Annotated in this window: 17 protein-coding genes; all 17 read left to right on the forward strand. The window is 46.5% G+C overall.

Translation table 11 applies throughout. The features are described from left to right. Positions 1-87: 87 nt before the first annotated feature. The 17 genes from dnaA (at position 88) to atpE (ending at position 16991) form a co-directional block, all read left to right on the forward strand. Positions 88-1512: a chromosomal replication initiator protein DnaA gene (gene dnaA, locus Pas1_RS00005; protein WP_112294154.1), complete on the forward strand. Its 1425-nt coding sequence runs from the start codon at positions 88-90 to the stop codon at positions 1510-1512. 267 nt (positions 1513-1779) lie between these two features. After that, complete coding sequence (dnaN, locus tag Pas1_RS00010) at positions 1780-2895, forward strand: DNA polymerase III subunit beta (RefSeq protein ID WP_112202510.1); 1116 nt, start codon at positions 1780-1782, stop codon at positions 2893-2895. Between the two features lie 11 nt (positions 2896-2906). Continuing rightward, positions 2907-5405, forward strand: coding sequence for a DNA topoisomerase (ATP-hydrolyzing) subunit B (gene gyrB / locus Pas1_RS00015; protein WP_112202512.1), 2499 nt, complete (start codon positions 2907-2909; stop codon positions 5403-5405). A gap of 1 nt (position 5406) precedes the next feature. Beyond that, positions 5407-5901, forward strand: a complete 495-nt coding sequence (locus tag Pas1_RS00020) for an SET domain-containing protein (RefSeq protein ID WP_112208680.1) — start codon at positions 5407-5409, stop codon at positions 5899-5901. Between the two features lie 12 nt (positions 5902-5913). Further along, positions 5914-6138 carry a DUF3717 domain-containing protein gene (locus Pas1_RS00025; RefSeq protein WP_112202517.1) on the forward strand — a complete coding sequence of 75 codons (225 nt, stop codon included), beginning with the start codon at positions 5914-5916 and terminating at the stop codon, positions 6136-6138. A gap of 95 nt (positions 6139-6233) precedes the next feature. After that, on the forward strand, positions 6234-6995 hold the full coding sequence (locus Pas1_RS00030; RefSeq protein ID WP_112294155.1) for an ABC transporter ATP-binding protein: 762 nt from the start codon (positions 6234-6236) through the stop codon (positions 6993-6995). Then, positions 6992-7696: an ABC transporter ATP-binding protein gene (locus Pas1_RS00035; protein WP_112294156.1), complete on the forward strand. Its 705-nt coding sequence runs from the start codon at positions 6992-6994 to the stop codon at positions 7694-7696. Before Pas1_RS00030 ends, Pas1_RS00035 begins: the two co-directional genes overlap by 4 nt. A gap of 21 nt (positions 7697-7717) precedes the next feature. Then, positions 7718-8941, forward strand: a complete 1224-nt coding sequence (locus Pas1_RS00040; RefSeq protein ID WP_112236945.1) for an ABC transporter substrate-binding protein — start codon at positions 7718-7720, stop codon at positions 8939-8941. An 8-nt stretch (positions 8942-8949) separates the two neighbouring features. After that, complete coding sequence (locus Pas1_RS00045; protein WP_112294157.1) at positions 8950-9870, forward strand: branched-chain amino acid ABC transporter permease; 921 nt, start codon at positions 8950-8952, stop codon at positions 9868-9870. 13 nt (positions 9871-9883) lie between these two features. Further along, positions 9884-10813 carry a branched-chain amino acid ABC transporter permease gene (locus tag Pas1_RS00050; RefSeq protein WP_112294158.1) on the forward strand — a complete coding sequence of 310 codons (930 nt, stop codon included), beginning with the start codon at positions 9884-9886 and terminating at the stop codon, positions 10811-10813. 166 nt (positions 10814-10979) lie between these two features. After that, positions 10980-12899 (forward strand): tRNA uridine-5-carboxymethylaminomethyl(34) synthesis enzyme MnmG, encoded by a 1920-nt coding sequence (gene mnmG, locus Pas1_RS00055; protein WP_112294159.1) that lies wholly within the window; start codon positions 10980-10982, stop codon positions 12897-12899. Next, positions 12896-13558 carry a 16S rRNA (guanine(527)-N(7))-methyltransferase RsmG gene (gene rsmG / locus Pas1_RS00060; RefSeq protein WP_112294160.1) on the forward strand — a complete coding sequence of 221 codons (663 nt, stop codon included), beginning with the start codon at positions 12896-12898 and terminating at the stop codon, positions 13556-13558. Before mnmG ends, rsmG begins: the two co-directional genes overlap by 4 nt. A gap of 18 nt (positions 13559-13576) precedes the next feature. Continuing rightward, positions 13577-14347, forward strand: a complete 771-nt coding sequence (locus Pas1_RS00065) for a ParA family protein (protein ID WP_112202538.1) — start codon at positions 13577-13579, stop codon at positions 14345-14347. 23 nt (positions 14348-14370) lie between these two features. Next, positions 14371-15267 (forward strand): ParB/RepB/Spo0J family partition protein, encoded by an 897-nt coding sequence (locus Pas1_RS00070; RefSeq protein WP_112294161.1) that lies wholly within the window; start codon positions 14371-14373, stop codon positions 15265-15267. Beyond that, positions 15268-15762 (forward strand): ATP synthase subunit I, encoded by a 495-nt coding sequence (locus tag Pas1_RS00075; RefSeq protein WP_112294162.1) that lies wholly within the window; start codon positions 15268-15270, stop codon positions 15760-15762. A gap of 29 nt (positions 15763-15791) precedes the next feature. Next, a complete protein-coding gene (atpB, locus tag Pas1_RS00080; RefSeq protein WP_112202544.1) occupies positions 15792-16682 on the forward strand; it encodes a F0F1 ATP synthase subunit A in 891 nt (296 codons plus the stop codon). A 42-nt stretch (positions 16683-16724) separates the two neighbouring features. Further along, complete coding sequence (gene atpE, locus Pas1_RS00085) at positions 16725-16991, forward strand: F0F1 ATP synthase subunit C (protein WP_028818346.1); 267 nt, start codon at positions 16725-16727, stop codon at positions 16989-16991. Positions 16992-17038: the final 47 nt, after the last annotated feature.

The raw sequence follows: 17038 nt of genomic DNA on the forward strand, positions 1-17038 counted from the left end.
TTTATTCACAAGTTATCCACAGGATTTCCACGGTTTTCTTCCTTGTGGATAACTTTCGGAGATGGCTACAATGGATCCTCCAAAAATATGAGTAATTTACAAAACCCACCCGCACTAAATTTGCCAACCCCCTTGGGGTTTTGGGATAACGCCCTTGGTACATTGTCGCGCGAATTATCGCCCCAACAATTTAAGACTTGGATCCAGCCACTACGTTTGCTAACGCATGATATAAGTGATAGCTCACTTACGATAGGAGCTCCAAATAGGTTTAAGCTAGATTGGATTAAAAAGACTTTTTCTGATCGTTTTCAAGAGCTAGCGACACAATATTTTGGTCAAGCTACCACCCTGAATTTTGTTCTCGATGTAGAGGGCGGTGTTGCGGAAGCCACTCCAGTGCGGGGTGGAAGAGAGCCAACATTGGGTGGTGGGGCCATGGTGTCCGAGGACAATCCGGTTCAGGTAGAGCAAGTTTTTGAGATTGAAGACCATTCAAAACTAAATCCCAGCCTCACTTTTGAAACCTTTGTAACCGGAAAAGCCAATCAACTGGCTCGGGCAGCGTCTATCCAGGTTGCCCACAATCCTGGTAGCTCTTATAACCCCATGTTTTTGTATGGTGGGGTTGGTTTGGGCAAGACCCACCTCATTCATGCAATTGGCAACCACCTTTTAAAAGAGAAGCCAAACGCCAGGATTCGGTACATCCATGCAGAGCAATATGTTTCTGATGTGGTTAGGGCATACCAACAAAAAGCGTTTGACCGCTTTAAGCGCTACTACCACTCACTAGACCTGCTCTTAATTGATGATATCCAATTCTTTAGCGGCAAGTCTCGGACGCAAGAGGAGTTTTTTTACGCCTTTGAAGCCCTATTGAGCAATAAGTCTCAGGTAATTATTACCAGTGATACCTACCCCAAGGAAATGGCCGGCATCGACGACCGACTGATATCTCGCTTTGATTCTGGTTTAACTGTGGCTATTGAGCCGCCCGAACTAGAAATGCGGGTGGCAATTTTGATGAAAAAGGCCGCGGAGGAGGGTATCCCGATGAGTGAGGATGTTGCCTTCTTTGTCGCAAAACACCTTCGCTCTAATGTGCGAGAGCTTGAGGGGGCCCTGCGCAAAATTTTGGCCTTTGTTCGCTTCCATGGTCGAGAAGTCACAATAGAGGTGGCGCGCACAGCGCTAAAGGACCTCCTGTCTATTCAGAACAGACAAATTTCTGTGGAGAACATTCAAAAGGCGGTGGCTGATTTTTACAGCATTAAGGTGGCCGACATGTACTCTAAAAAGCGCCCTGCCAACATTGCTCGTCCAAGGCAAATTGCAATGTTTATGGCCAAAGAATTAACTCAAAAAAGCCTCCCAGAAATTGGGGAGTTATTTGGCGGCCGAGACCACACTACAGTGCTACATGCGGTTCGGAAGGTTGCTGAGGAGCGGTCCCACGACAGCCAGTTAAATCACGAAATCCACGTAATCGAGCAGACCCTCAAGGCGTAAGTTGGGCTTGTGGATAAGGCTGTGGATAGCTCAATGGATAGGTTTGGGGATAGTGGGTGGATAAATTGTGGAAAGGTCGCGCTTCGTGCAAAAATAGGGTATTAAGTAAAAGTTATCCAACTTTTATCCAGCGTTTATACAAAAGTTTTCCACAGGTTTTTTTGATAGTAATGTGTTGTTAGTAAAGTGTTTTTTGACTTATCCACCAAAAAGTAAGCCCTTATTACTATTACTACTTAGATATATACAAACAAGGATTTAAAAGCAATGCAACTCGTTAACACTTCTCGCGATAGTTTATTAAAACCCCTACAGGTGGTTAGTGGAATTGTTGAACGTAGACACACCTTACCAATTTTAGCCAATCTACTTTTTAGAAAAAGTGGTGAGAAGGTTTCCTTTGTTTCAACCGATATAGAAATTCAAATTACAACTAATGCTAACTTCGGGGTTGGTTCCGAGGATGTCACAACAACGGTTGCGGCACGTAAGCTGTTAGACATTCTTCGTGCGCTACCCGAGGGGCCCGTTGCACTTAATCTAAAAGACAACAAGATGGTTGTGCAGAGTGGCAAAAGCCGTTTTTCTCTACAAACCCTTTCCGCCACAGAATTTCCAGTTATGCAAAGCGTTGGTGAGGTTACGGCGAGCTGGAAAATGCCTCAAAAAAGTTTTCGTCAACTGATTAGCCAGGTGCATTTTGCTATGGCTCAACAAGACATTCGCTACTATCTCAACGGCATGTTGTTGGTTGTTGAAGGCAAACAGGTTATTGCCGTAGCAACAGATGGACACCGTTTGGCTTACTCACAAATTGAACTAAGTGAAGCACCATCAGGCTCTGGCCAAAAACAAGAGGTCATTATTCCTCGTAAAACCATCTTGGAATGTCAGCACCTTTTAGAGGAATCCGACGAACCCCTCGAAATGAGCTTGACATCCAATCAGGTCAAATTTAGTTTCGGTGACATCGAGCTTATTTCCAAACTGGTTGAAGGCAAATTCCCAGATTTCCAGCGCGTCATTCCAAAGGGGCAAAAAAATTCACTCGTAGTTGGTCGCGAAGTGTTGCAAGCCGCACTTCAACGTGCCGCCATTTTGACCACCGACAAATTTAAAGGCGTTCGCTTTTCTTTATCACCCAACCGCATCACCATTCAATCTACTAATGCAGAGCAAGAAGAGGCTCAAGAAGAAATTGAGACCGAGTATGCCGGCGATGCAGTGGAGATCGGCTTTAACGTGAGTTATTTGTTGGATGTTTTATCTAACCTCAAAAACGAAAAAGTTCAAATCAGCTTAGGAGACGCAAACAGCAGCGCTGTAATTACATTGCCAGGCTCCGAGAACTTTAAGTATGTTGTGATGCCAATGCGTATTTAATTTAGAAGAAAATGACTGAAGAAAAAAAAGTAGTAGAACAGTACGGCGCATCATCGATTCAAATCTTAGAAGGTCTCGAGGCGGTTCGTAAACGTCCCGGCATGTACATCGGGGATACCTCTGATGGAACCGGCCTTCATCACCTGGTTTTTGAGGTCCTTGATAACTCCATTGATGAGGCCTTAGCTGGTTATTGCTCAGAAATTACTGTCGTTATTCAGACAGACAACTCTATATCGATTGTGGATAACGGTAGGGGCGTTCCAACCGGCATTAAATACGACGACAAGCATGAGCCCAAGCGCAGCGCTGCAGAAATTGTGATGACCGAGCTGCACGCAGGCGGTAAGTTTGATCAAAATAGCTACAAAGTGTCTGGTGGGCTTCATGGTGTGGGGGTTAGTTGCGTTAACGCATTGTCTAAATGGCTAAAACTCACCATTCGTCGCGACGGAAAAACCCACTACATGGAGTTTGAGCGCGGCGTTGTCAAGAACCGCAACATTGAAGAGGAGAACGGCGTGGCCGTCTCCCCCATTTCGGTGACCGGCAATACGGAGCTCTCAGGAACTGAGGTTCACTTCTTAGCTGATGAAGAAATTTTTGGTCATGTCGAGTTCCACTATGAGATTTTGGTGAAAAGAATTCGGGAGCTCTCTTTTTTAAACAACGGCGTACATATTCGTTTAATTGATCAGCGCACAGGACAAGAAGAAGACTTTGCTTTCTCTGGCGGCGTCAAAGGTTTTGTTGAATACATTAACCAAAATAAGAGCGTTCTCCACCCCAATGTGTTTTATGCGGAAGGCGTTAGGCCCTCAGACCTGGGCGGGCAAATTACCGCTGAGGTGTCCATGCAGTGGAACGACAGCTTTAGCGAGCAGGTGCTCTGCTTTACAAACAACATTCCACAGCGCGATGGCGGTACTCACTTAACTGGGCTGCGCGCAGCGATGACGCGCGTCATCAATAAGTACATTGATGAAAACGAGATCGCCAAAAAAGCTAAGGTTGAAATCTCTGGCGACGACATGCGCGAAGGCTTGGCCTGTGTTCTATCCGTCAAGGTGCCCGAACCCAAATTTTCAAGCCAAACCAAAGATAAGCTGGTTTCAAGCGAGGTTCGTGGACCTGTAGAAGAAATTGTTGCTGAGGCCTTAAGCGCTTTCCTTCAAGAGCGACCGGCGGATGCAAAAATTGTCTGCGGCAAAATTGTTGATGCTGCTCGTGCTAGAGAGGCTGCACGTAAGGCTCGAGATATGACTCGTCGCAAGGGGGCCCTAGATGGCTTGGGTTTGCCAGGCAAGCTTGCTGACTGCCAAGAAAAAGACCCAGCCAAATCCGAACTGTTTATTGTCGAGGGAGACTCTGCGGGAGGCTCTGCAAAGCAGGGGCGCGATAGACGCTTCCAAGCGATTCTTCCATTAAAAGGAAAAATCCTCAACGTAGAAAAAGCGCGCTTTGACAAAATGTTGGCCAGCCAAGAGGTGGTTACCTTAATTACAGTTCTAGGCACGGGCATTGGTGTTGAGGAATATAAGGCGGATAAGCTGCGCTATCACCGCATCATCATCATGACCGACGCGGACGTAGACGGTAGTCACATTCGTACACTATTACTCACCTTCTTTTATCGGCAGATGCCAGAGCTAATTGAGCGCGGCCATATTTATATTGCACAACCACCACTATATAAGGTGAAGTTTGGTAAACAAGAGCAATATATAAAAGACGATGTTGAGCTCAATCAACTGCTCTTAAAGATTGCATTAGAAGGCGCATCCATACAAACGCCTACTGGAGAGTTGGTTGAAGGCGCGGCATTAGCCGAGTTGTCAAAGCATTATCAAGTGATTCAATCGATTGTTGATCGCCTTTCTCGCACCATCGATGAAGATGCGATTCGTGCGGTTGCTGCAGGTGTGCAATTAAATCTAGATACAGAAAAGGCCGCCCAAGAATCAGCGGAGCGTTTACGTACTGCTTTAGCGGACCCAAATAATCCACTTGCCCTGCCACCAGAAATTATTGTGCAAAAAGAAGATCGCACAGAACGCTTCCGTTTGTTGCTTTCAAGAAGAGTGCACGGGAACCTTAAGTTGTCAGCAATCAACTCGGACTTTGTTCATGGCGACGATTACCAGAGTTTGGCCAATGCTGCCGCGGTTCTCAGTGGTAAGGTATTGCCTGGCACGAAAGTGCGCCGCGGTGACCCAGATAAAAACCAAAAAGAACACACGGTTGACAACTTCCGCGCTGCATTCTCTTGGTTGCTTTCAGAGGCTGAGCGTGTTCTTAGCCGTCAACGTTATAAAGGCTTGGGCGAGATGAACCCGTCCCAGTTGTGGGAAACCACCATGGATGCAGGCTCACGCACACTCTTACAAGTAAAGATAGAGGATGCTATTGCGGCCGACCAAGTTTTCACCACACTAATGGGCGATGAAGTGGAGCCGCGTAGAGCATTTATTGAAAAGAATGCACTGATTGCCCGTAACTTAGACGTTTAATATGAAAAAGAAAAAATTAGCACCTCCCAAGGTGGACAGGTCTCGCATTGCAGTAAAGACTTCACCCATTCATGGCAAAGGCGTCTTTGTTGTTAAGCCAATAAAAAAAGGTGCAGTCATTATTGAATACAAGGGCGAACGCATTAGTTGGAAAAAAGCAGAAAAGCGTCACCCTCATGACCCCAAAGATCCAAATCACACCTTCTATTTCTCACTAGAGGATGGTCGTGTGATTGATGCCAAATATGGTGGGAACGCTGCCCGCTGGATCAATCACTCATGCAAGCCTTGTTGTGAAACTCAGGAAGAGTCCTATGATGGCAAACCTCGCGTGTTTGTTTATGCCTTACGCAACCTAAGGCCCGGCGAAGAGCTTTTTTATGATTACTCTCTAGGTGTCGAGGGTCGCGTTACTAAAAAAATGAAAAAGGATTATGAGTGCCGCTGCGGCGCTAAAAAATGCCGCGGCACCATGTTGGCCATCAAAGAGAAATAAACCACTCATTAAATGTTGTTTATTACCATTCAAGAGTTGGAGGCGGCGATTAATTATTGGCGCAGTCAATCACCCGCAGTTGGAGAAGAGCTGGCTCTTTGCCTCGAGGCAACAGCACTAGCAAAACCCTATGCCTTAATGATTGTGCAGAGCTCTCAAAGAATGCCAATAGATGTTTTGGATGAAAGTGCACGCTTAGCCTTGCAAGGCTATTTCAAGACCAAACAAAATCCATAAGATGCTCCGGGATTTAGTTTAGGGTTATTGCTATATAAACAGCAATGATCTTGCGTTATTCTCAAACTCTTGCCTAGAGACAGGGCAGAGGATTTATTTTGCAAGACACCATACTAAAAACGATTGGGCTGGGAAAGTCATTTAAGGGCTTTGCTGCGGTTAGCGATGTCAACTTAGAGGTTGCTCGCGGTAGCATTCATGCCTTGATCGGGCCCAATGGCGCAGGTAAAACAACCTGCTTTAATTTACTTACTAAATTTTTAGAGCCTACATCTGGGCAAATCCTATTTAATGGATTGGATATTACCAAGGAGCGGCCGGCCCAGATTGCTCGACGGGGCGTGATCCGCTCATTCCAAATTTCGGCGGTTTTCCCCCATTTAACCGTCCTAGAGAATGTACGTGTTGCACTGCAACAAAGCTTGGGCACGGAGTTTTATTTTTGGAAACCCCAAAATTCTTTACTAACGCTAGATGATCGCGCCCGAGAGCTCTTGGATGAGGTTGGCCTTTCTCATTTTGCCGGCGATGAGGCTATTAACCTGGCTTATGGACAAAAAAGGGCGCTTGAAATTGCTACCACTTTGGCAATGGATCCAGTGTTAATGCTGCTTGATGAGCCCACTCAGGGAATGGGTCACGAAGATGTTGAGCGCGTTACGGAATTAATTGATCGGGTTGCTAAAGGCAGAACGGTTTTAATGGTTGAGCACAATATGAAGGTGGTGTCTTCCATTGCCCACCGGATCACCGTCTTGCAGCGCGGCTCGGTTTTGGCGGAGGGCTCCTATCACGAAGTCTCTAGTAATCCCTTGGTAGTTGAGGCTTACATGGGTAGTCACGGAGAGTCTTTGTGAGCGGCCTAGCTTTAGAAATTCAAAACCTAGAGTCTTGGTATGGAGAGTCGCATATTTTGCACGGCGTAAATTTTGCCGTGAAAGAGGGTGAATTGGTTACGCTCCTTGGGAGAAATGGTGCTGGGCGAAGCACAATCTTAAAAACAATTTTAGGCCTCACAAGCAAGAGAGTGGGATCCGTTAAGGTGCTTGGTAATGAAACCATTCACCTGCCAAGCTACCAAATTGCGCGATTGGGTGTGGGCTATTGCCCAGAGGAGAGAGGGATCTTTGCAAGTTTAAGTACAGAAGAGAACCTTTTGTTATTGCCAGAAATTGCTCCAGGCGGAATGGGTTTAGATGACATTTATGCAATGTTTCCCAATCTCTATGAAAGGCGTCACAGCCCTGGCACTCGACTATCAGGGGGCGAGAAGCAAATGTTGGCCATGGCCCGCATTTTGAGAACAGGCGCAAAACTCTTGTTACTTGATGAGATTACAGAGGGTCTTGCGCCCGTCATCGTCCAAAAGCTAGGAGAGGTAGTAGCAGGCCTTAGGGATAGAGGGTTCACGATCGTATTGGTTGAACAAAATTTTCGATTTGCTGCACCCTTGGCGGATCGTCATTATGTAGTTGAGCACGGTAGGGTTGTTGAGGTGGTTAATCGTTCAGAGTTGGCGGATAAAGCCACCTTATTAAATGAGTATCTTGGTGTCTAGTCTTTTCTAAAGGAGATAGAAATGAAGTTAAAGCAAATTACGGCGGGGTTGGTTGCGGTCACCATGCTCGGTTCAAATCCAATATTCGCCCAAAGCTCACCAAAGGTGAGTAATGATGTCGTCAAGATTGGCGTGTTAACCGACCTTTCCGGGACATACTCGGATTTGGCTGGCCCTGGCTCGGTAATTGCAGCAAAAATGGCGATTGCTGACTTTTCTAAAGATGGCACCGTGCTTGGCAAAAGAATTGAATTGGTTAGCGCCGATCATCAAAACAAGGCAGATATTGCCGCTAATAAAGCGCGCGAATGGTATGACAAAGATAACGTTGATGTGATTGTGGATTTAGTTTCAACCAATACTGCATTGGCCGTAATGGAAGTTGCTGAGCAGAAAAATAAGATCACACTTGTCTCTGGCGCAGGCTCCACCGCAATTACCAATGAGAAGTGCACGCCAGTAAACGTTCATTGGGCGTATGACACTTATGGCCTTGCTAATGGAACGGCAAAAGCGGTAGTGAAGCAGGGCAAGAAAAACTGGTACTTCATCACTGCCGACTATGCATTTGGCGCCTCGCTTGAAAGTGCTGCGAGCAATGTGGTAACAGCGGGCGGGGGCAAGGTATTGGGTGTTAGTAAGGCCCCATTTCCAAATAATGACTTCTCATCCTATTTGTTGAAAGCACAAGCTAGCGGCGCGGATGTGGTTGCGCTGGCTAATGCTGGGCAAGATACGATTAATTCAGTAAAACAGGCATCCGAGTTTGGTATTAATAAAAAACAAACGGTAGTGCCATTATTGATGTTTATTTCAGACGTTCACTCTCTAGGCTTACCAACTGCTCAAGGCATGTTAATGACCGAAGGCTTCTACTGGGATCGTGATGAAAAAACCCGCGCATGGTCACGTCGTTTCTTCGAACAACACAAGCGCATGCCTACTATGGTTCATGCTGCCGTTTACTCATCTGTTATGAATTATTTGAAGACAGTACAGGCAACCGGTACCGATGACACTGCGGTAGTAATGCAAAAACTCAAGGCGACCCCAATTGATGATGGACTCTTCAAGGGCAAAATTCGTGCAGACGGTAAGTTTTCACACGAAATGTTTTTGTTAGAAGTGAAGAAGCCTAGTGATGCAAAAAGCCCATGGGACTATTACTACATCCGTGATGTTATTCCAGCCGCTGACTCGTCCATTCCGTTGGCAATGTCTAAATGTAAGTTAGTTAAAAACTAAATCAAACTATGTTTGAGCTTTTAGGAATCACTCCACAAGGGCTAGTTGCACAGCTCTTGGTGGGGCTGATTAACGGTTCGTTTTATGCCATTTTGAGTTTGGGGCTGGCCATTATTTTTGGCCTCCTCAACATCATTAATTTTTCTCATGGTGCTCAGTACACCATGGGCGCTTTTGTTGCCTGGATTGGTTTGACCCAAATTAGCCAATGGCTTGGCTTCCCAGGGCTAACGATGAACTATTGGTTCGCTTTAATTTTGGTGCCGCTGATTATGGCAGGCTTTGGTTTGATTCTCGAGCGCACGATGTTGCGCAGGCTTTATCACCTTGATCACCTTTATGGTCTTTTGCTCACCTTTGGTTTAGCTCTAATTATTGAGGGCTTGTTTCGTGATTGGTATGGAATATCGGGTGAAAGTTATCCAGCCCCCGAATTGCTGCAAGGCGCTATTCCATTGGAAGCCATTGGAATTATTTTGCCTAAGTATCGAATTTGGGTTGTTGTGATTTCAATGTTGGTATGTTTTTCAACTTGGTTTGTGATTGAGCGCACCAAGCTTGGCGCTTACTTACGTGCAGGAACTGAGAACCCAAAACTTTTACAAGCCTTTGGTGTCAATGTTCCGCTGATGATTTCATTGGCCTATGCCTACGGTGTAGGCCTTGCTGGTTTTGCTGGTGTCCTTGCAGCTCCAATCTTTCAAGTAAATCCACTGATGGGCTCTAATCTCATCATCATTGTTTTTGCCGTGGTAGTGATTGGTGGCATGGGCTCTATCATGGGCGCAATCTTGACTGGTCTTGGTTTGGGTTTGATCGAGGGATTAACAAAAGTGTTTTATCCGGAGGCTTCCAGCGTTGTGATTTTTGTCATCATGGCGATTGTTTTATTGCTTCGTCCAGCAGGTTTGTTTGGCCGAGAAAAATAAGCATGGGCGAGCTATGAATAAGAGTACAAAACTACTTTATGGCATCTTGCTGCTCATCGCAGTATTGCTCCCATTACAAGATTTTATTTATCTGGTATTTGCAATGAAGGTGCTGTGCTTTGCCCTATTTGCTTGCGCATTTAATTTATTACTTGGCTTTACTGGACTCTTGTCTTTTGGGCACGCCGCTTTTTTTGGGAGCGCTGCTTACATCACTGCTTATTTTTGTAAGGAAATGGGCGCTTCGCCAGAGATCGGAATTTTGCTTGGCGTATTGGGTTCCGCCGGATTGGGCTTGTTGATTGGGGCATTGGCCATACGTCGTCAAGGCATTTACTTTGCGATGGTCACTCTAGCTTTATCGCAGATGATTTATTTTCTGGCTGTGCAGCTTCCCTACACCGGTGGTGAGGATGGCATTCAGGGTGTACCAAGAGGAGCGTTGTTTGGGTTGATTGATCTTAGCAACGATGTACACATGTATTACTTTGTGCTCTCTGTATTTATTTTTGGTTTCGCAATCATTATGCGAACCGTGTATTCACCCTTTGGACAAATTCTGAAAGCCATTCGAGAGAATGAGCCGCGGGCAATTTCTTTGGGCTACGACGTGGATCGCTTCAAACTCATTTGCTTTGTCATTTCTGCCACCCTTTCGGGTTTAGCGGGCTCAACAAAATCCTTGGTATTTCAATTGGCAACTTTGACCGATGTGCATTGGCATATGTCGGGCGAGGTGGTTTTGATGACGCTCTTAGGCGGCATGGGAACCATCTTCGGCCCAGTAGTTGGCGCAGGCATTGTGGTGAGTTTGCAGAATTACTTAGCCAATATTGGCTCCTGGAGCACGATTGCCACGGGATTTATTTTTGTTATCTGCGTCCTTGCTTTTCGCCGCGGCGTCGTCGGAGAAATTAGCGCTTTCTTCAAAATCAAGCACTAGACTCATGCAATAGCCTAAAAAATAGGCAATAAATATTTTATAGAATTAAATCAATAGCTTAGGGAATATATCACCCCTTTTGCTGATAATCATTTGCTCAATAATTGGGCTTAGTTTCACGTGAAACCTACAAAATGCTATGATCATCGCCCTGCTAGGGTTAAACATGCACTATTCCAAAAATTTCGATGTGATTGTGGTTGGTGGTGGTCATGCCGGGACCGAGGCCGCCCTTGCTGCCGCCCGGATGGGTTGTGAAACCCTATTAATTACGCACAGTATCGAAACTTTGGGCGCCATGAGCTGCAATCCCTCTATTGGTGGGATTGGCAAGGGCCATTTAGTTAAAGAAATTGATGCAATGGGCGGGGCAATGGCGGCCGCCACGGATGAGGCCGGAATTCAGTTTCGAATCCTAAATTCTAGTAAAGGCCCAGCAGTCCGCGCTACTCGCGCTCAAGGCGATCGCATCTTATACAAAGCAGCCATTAGACGACGTTTGGAGAACCAAGACAATTTGAGCCTATTTCAGGCGGCAGTAGATGACTTGTTGGTGATTGGCGATCGGGTCCAGGGTGTGGTGACGCAAACCGGACTCGAGTTCATGGCCCCCAAGGTAGTTTTGAACGCAGGTACATTCTTGGATGGAAAAATCCACGTTGGCCTTAATAACTATGCTGGGGGGCGAGCTGGAGACCCAGCCTCAGTCTCGCTATCTGCAAGGCTTAAAGAGCTCAAACTGCCACAAGGCCGACTTAAAACGGGCACCCCACCCCGAATTGATGGGCGCACGATTGATTTTTCAGTAATGCAAGAGCAGCCTGGCGACCTTGATCCAATTCCCGTGTTTTCTTATTTGGGCAGGCCCGAGCAGCACCCTAGACAGGTTCCTTGCTGGATTTCTCACACCAATGAGCAAACCCATGACATTATTCGAGGCGGGTTGGACCGATCGCCAATGTACACGGGCGTGATCGAGGGCGTTGGACCTCGCTATTGCCCCTCTATTGAGGACAAAATCCACCGCTTCGCCTCCAGAAATAGCCACCAAATTTTCTTAGAGCCTGAGGGTCTAACTACCCATGAGTATTATCCAAATGGCATTTCTACCAGCCTACCCTTCGATGTTCAATGGGATTTGGTAAGAAGCATTCGGGGTTTAGAGGCTGCTGAGATTGTTCGTCCAGGATACGCCATTGAGTATGACTTCTTTGACCCTAGACAGTTGCGCCATAGCCTAGAAACAAGGGCTATCTCTGGCCTCTACTTCGCGGGGCAAATTAATGGCACTACTGGCTATGAGGAGGCCGCAGCCCAAGGTATGCTGGCAGGTATAAATGCTGGTCTGGCCTCTAGAGATAAAGCTCCCTGGATCCCCAAACGAAGCGAATCCTACATAGGCGTTCTTGTAGACGATCTCATTACACGTGGTGTCCAAGAGCCCTATCGTATGTTTACTAGTCGGGCGGAATATCGCCTTAGCTTGAGGGAAGACAATGCAGATTTGCGTCTGACTACCATTGGGCGAGATCTTGGCTTGGTTGACGACCATCGCTGGGCTGTTTTCAGTAGAAAGCAAGAGGCTGTTTCACGTGAAACATCTCGTCTCCATGAAATTTGGATCGGCCCTCGACATGAAAACGCACCAGCGATTTCTGACCTACTGGGGCAGGATTTATCCCACGAATGCAGTTTGGCTGAAATATTGAAGCGGCCAGGCGTGACATATGGGCAGCTGATGGATCTGTCTGGGGGCGCTTGGTCGCCCGGCCCATTGGATGAAGATTTGGGTCTGGCCGAGCAAATTGCCGACCAAGTCGAAATTTCAGTGAAGTACCAAGGATACATAGATCGTCAGGCGGTAGAAATTGCCCGTCAGGAGCATAACGAAAGTTTTCCATTGCCTGAAAATTTGGACTACACCGCAGTTGTGGGCCTATCAAAAGAGGTTCAACAAAAGCTTAACTTGCATAAGCCAGAAACCCTTGGCCAAGCGGGGCGCATTTCTGGAGTAACCCCCGCTGCTCTTTCCTTGCTGCTGGTTCACCTCAAAAAGGGTCTAGGAAGAACTCAGGAGACTGCGTGACCGAAGGCCTGCTGTCCCTTGGCATAGAGGATCTTGGGCTTGGTTTAAGCGGGGCTAATATCGATCGGCTTGAGCTGTTTTTACAAGAAATGGCTCGCTGGAATCGAGTTCACAATTTGACTGCTATAGAGGATCAAAAAGACTCAGTAGTATTGCATCTTATTGATTCTATTGCAGTTTTACCAATTATGGATCAATTTTTAGGAAACAAGGCCGTGGCGATTGCCGATTTAGGTTCTGGTGGCGGACTGCCGGCTATACCCCTTGCGATTCTTCGTCCCGAGTGGAGGCTAACTTTAATTGAGGCAGTCAGAAAAAAGACGGCCTTTTTGCAGCACGCAAGGGGTAAGTTAGAACTCAAAAATACAGAAATACTGAGCGAGCGCGTTGAGGCTGTTGCAAAAAGACGCCCCGGGGAATTTGATGCAGTGATTTCTAGAGCGTTTACAAGCTTGGCCAATTTTTTAGAGCTCTCCCTCCCCCTACTCAAGCCTGACGGCTTAGTCTTTGCAATGAAAGCCAAGCGCGCAGACGAAGAGCTACAAGAGGTTTCTTTAGATCAATGGCGACTCATTGCGGATGAGCCCTTGCAAATACCTAAGCTCAAGGTTGAAAGACGGCTCTTAGTTTTGACCCCCGTGAGAAAATCACCCATTTAGGCAGGACCAAAAGAAGCCATGGCAAAAATATTTTGTATTGCAAATCAAAAAGGCGGCGTCGGTAAAACAACTACCGCAGTCAATTTGGCTGCTGGCTTAGCGGGCCACCATCAGCGCGTATTACTGGTTGATTTGGATCCTCAAGGCAATGCAACCATGGGCTCAGGAATCGAGAAGGCAGACTTGAGCGCAAGTGTGTACCAAGTTTTGATTGGCCTTGCCTCTGTAAAAGAAAGTGCACAACGTTGTGAAAGTTCGGGCTTTGATGTCTTGCCAGCCAATCGTGATTTAGCAGGTGCAGAAATTGAACTGGTTGAGTTGGAAGCGCGCGAATTGCGTTTGAAAGAAGCGCTCGCTACTGTGGCAAATGACTACGACTTTATTTTGATTGACTGTCCCCCCGCACTTTCTTTGCTGACGCTCAATGGATTGTGCGCAGCTAATGGTGTGATTGTGCCGATGCAGTGTGAATACTTTGCATTAGAAGGCTTATCCGATTTGGTGAACACCATTAAGCGAGTGCATGCAAATCTCAATCCAGATCTACAGATTATTGGATTGCTGCGTGTGATGTTTGATGCACGTATGACTTTGCAGCAACAAGTATCAGATCAGTTGATCGAACACTTTGGTGACAAAGTGTTCAAGACCATTATTCCGCGCAATGTCCGGCTGGCTGAGGCTCCGTCCTATGGCCTTCCTGGCGTAGCCTTTGATAAGTCATCCAGGGGCGCTAAGTCCTACTTAGACTTTGGGGCTGAGATGGTTGAACGAATTAAGCAAATGTAATTTAAGGAAATAAAGAATCGATCATGGTTGCCATTAAGAAAAAAGGTTTGGGGCGCGGCTTAGAGGCTTTGCTCGGAGAAAAAGCTGAGGCTGCAAATGTTTCGACAGAAATTAATCGTTTACCACTCTCTGCTTTGCAGCCCGGTAAATATCAGCCACGTCAAAAAATGGAGACCGGCGCCTTAAATGAGCTAGCAGAAAGTATTCGCGAACAAGGAATCATGCAACCGTTGTTGGTGCGCTTGGTTGCTGCTGGCAAGTATGAAATTATTGCGGGCGAGCGCCGTTATCGCGCAGCAACTATAGTGGGCCTAAAAGAAGTTCCCGTGTTAGTTTCTGCTGCCGATGATCAATCTGCCGCTGCCATGGCTCTGATTGAGAATATGCAGCGTGAGGATTTAAACGCGCTCGAAGAGGCCCAAGGTCTGGCCCGACTGATTGAAGAGTTTGGTTTTACGCATGAGCAGGCCGCGAAAGCGGTAGGAAAATCTCGCAGCGCGATTTCTAATTTACTGCGCTTAATCCAATTGGTTAAGCCTGTGCAGGCCATGCTGATTGCTGGTGAAATCGATATGGGTCATGCGCGGGCTTTATTGCCTTTACCAGGGTCAAGTCAAGTTGCCCTGGCACAAAAAATAGCCGCCCAAGGCTTATCAGTGCGAGAGGCCGAAAGAATGGCGGCTGCATTGGCCCTTGCCGGCGGCCAAATTGGGGATAAAAAACCTAAAAAGCAGATGGGATCAGAGTCTGTGGACACTGATCCCGATATGAAGAGGCTTTCTAGAGAGATCTCGGATTTAATTGGTCTGGGGGCGGAATTTAGAATTAAGGGCAAGGGCGGGGAATTGCGAATTCAATTTAGCCAATTTGACGAGCTTGATTCCTTGCTAAAAAAACTGGGTATTGAGGCAAATCGGTAATTGAGCCTAGATCAGCGCCCAAATCCGAAAATCGCATCTTGGGAAGATTCGGAGCACGATAACTACCGCGTCTATAGCAAAGCGGAACTGGATGCATTGCGTCTGGCGAACCCTAAAAAATTTGCCTCAATTAACAGTTGGCGAGTCATTCTTGCGCAAATAACGATTACAGCGCTTTTGGGGGTCCTTTGGGGTATTTTCACTGAAGCAAATACCAGAAGCGTTTATACTTATTCGGCTTTAGTTGGTGGTTTGATTGGATTTTTGCCTTCGGCGCTATTTTTGTTGCGATTAACAGCAGCTAAAAAGAATTCCAAATCAAATCCTGGCGGCTACTTAGCAGCGGTTGTGTCTGGTGAATTTATTAAAATCCTGGCAACTTTCCTTCTGTTTATTGGCTTTGCCCTTAAGCAACCGGATTTGAAATGGATACCATTGCTTGTTACTTATCTGGCTACGTTGCAGTGTTACTTGCTAGCGTGGTTTTGGAAATAACAGGCAATTATTAAAGGACGAGTTTAGAGATGTCTAGCGAAGTAAACGCAGCGGCAGAAATGGCCCACAACGTGGCGAGTGAACCTCTTACTCCTACAGCTTATATTGCCGAACATCTACAAAACTTGAATACCCTTGGCGGCCATCAAGCCTCCATCATTGACTTCAGCGTAGTTAACCTAGACACCATGTTTTGGACCACATTAATGGGTCTGCTGGCTGTTTTCCTATTAGTCATCGCCGCTCGCAGAGCTTCCCCAGGTGTTCCTGGCCGCTTCCAGTGTTTAGTTGAAATGTTGGTTGAGATGGTCGAAACCCAATCTAAGGGAATTGTTCATGGCGACAGATCTTATGTTGCCCCCCTCGCGCTATTCGTGTTTTGCTGGATCATTCTTTTAAATACCTTGGACCTCATCCCAGTGGATTGGATTTTTGGGGTCAATCAATTTATCGGTAGCTTTGGTGTGCATGTGCCCCACCACAAAATTGTTCCAACGACAGACCTTAATGCAACATTGGGGCTGTCCTTTTCGGTATTGCTCTTAGTTTTTTATTACAGCTTCAAGGTCAAGGGTTTTGGCGGATTCATGCATGAGTTAGTTTCCGCACCATTTGGCGCTAAGTGGTACTTGGCCCCATTCAATTTGGTTTTGAACATCATCGAGTATGTTGCTAAAGGCGTTTCTTTAGGAATGCGACTTTTCGGCAATATGTATGCAGGCGAACTCATCTTTTTGTTGATTGCGCTCTTGGGAAGTATGTGGACCTTTAATCTCGACCTTTATATGTTGGGCTTCGTTGGCAACGTCTTAGCTGGCTCGGCATGGGCGATCTTCCACATCTTAGTTATCCTGTTGCAAGCTTTTATTTTCATGATGTTGACCTTGGTTTACATTGGCCAAGCTCATAGTCACCATTAACCTTTTTATTTTTAACCTCACCTTCAATACTTAGGAGTAAACATGCAAGCATTCTTAGCTAACATTCAAGGGCTGACCGCTATCGGTATCGGCCTCATCATCGGCCTCGGCGCTTTAGGTGCCTGTTTAGGCATTGGTTTGATGGGCGGTAAGTTCATCGAAGGTGCGGCTCGTCAGCCCGAACTCATCAACGAATTGCAAACCAAGATGTTCCTCTTGGCTGGTTTGATCGACGCTGCGTTCTTGATCGGCGTTGGTGTTGCAATGTTGTTTGCTTTCGCAAACCCACTGCTCGCAGTTATTAAGTAATTGTTTTGGCGTGGATGACCGGTCGGTCATCCAACCGTTCTCAACAA

Origin of the sequence: Polynucleobacter paneuropaeus (genome assembly GCF_003261235.1) — a bacterium.
GTDB lineage: Bacteria > Pseudomonadota > Gammaproteobacteria > Burkholderiales > Burkholderiaceae > Polynucleobacter > Polynucleobacter paneuropaeus.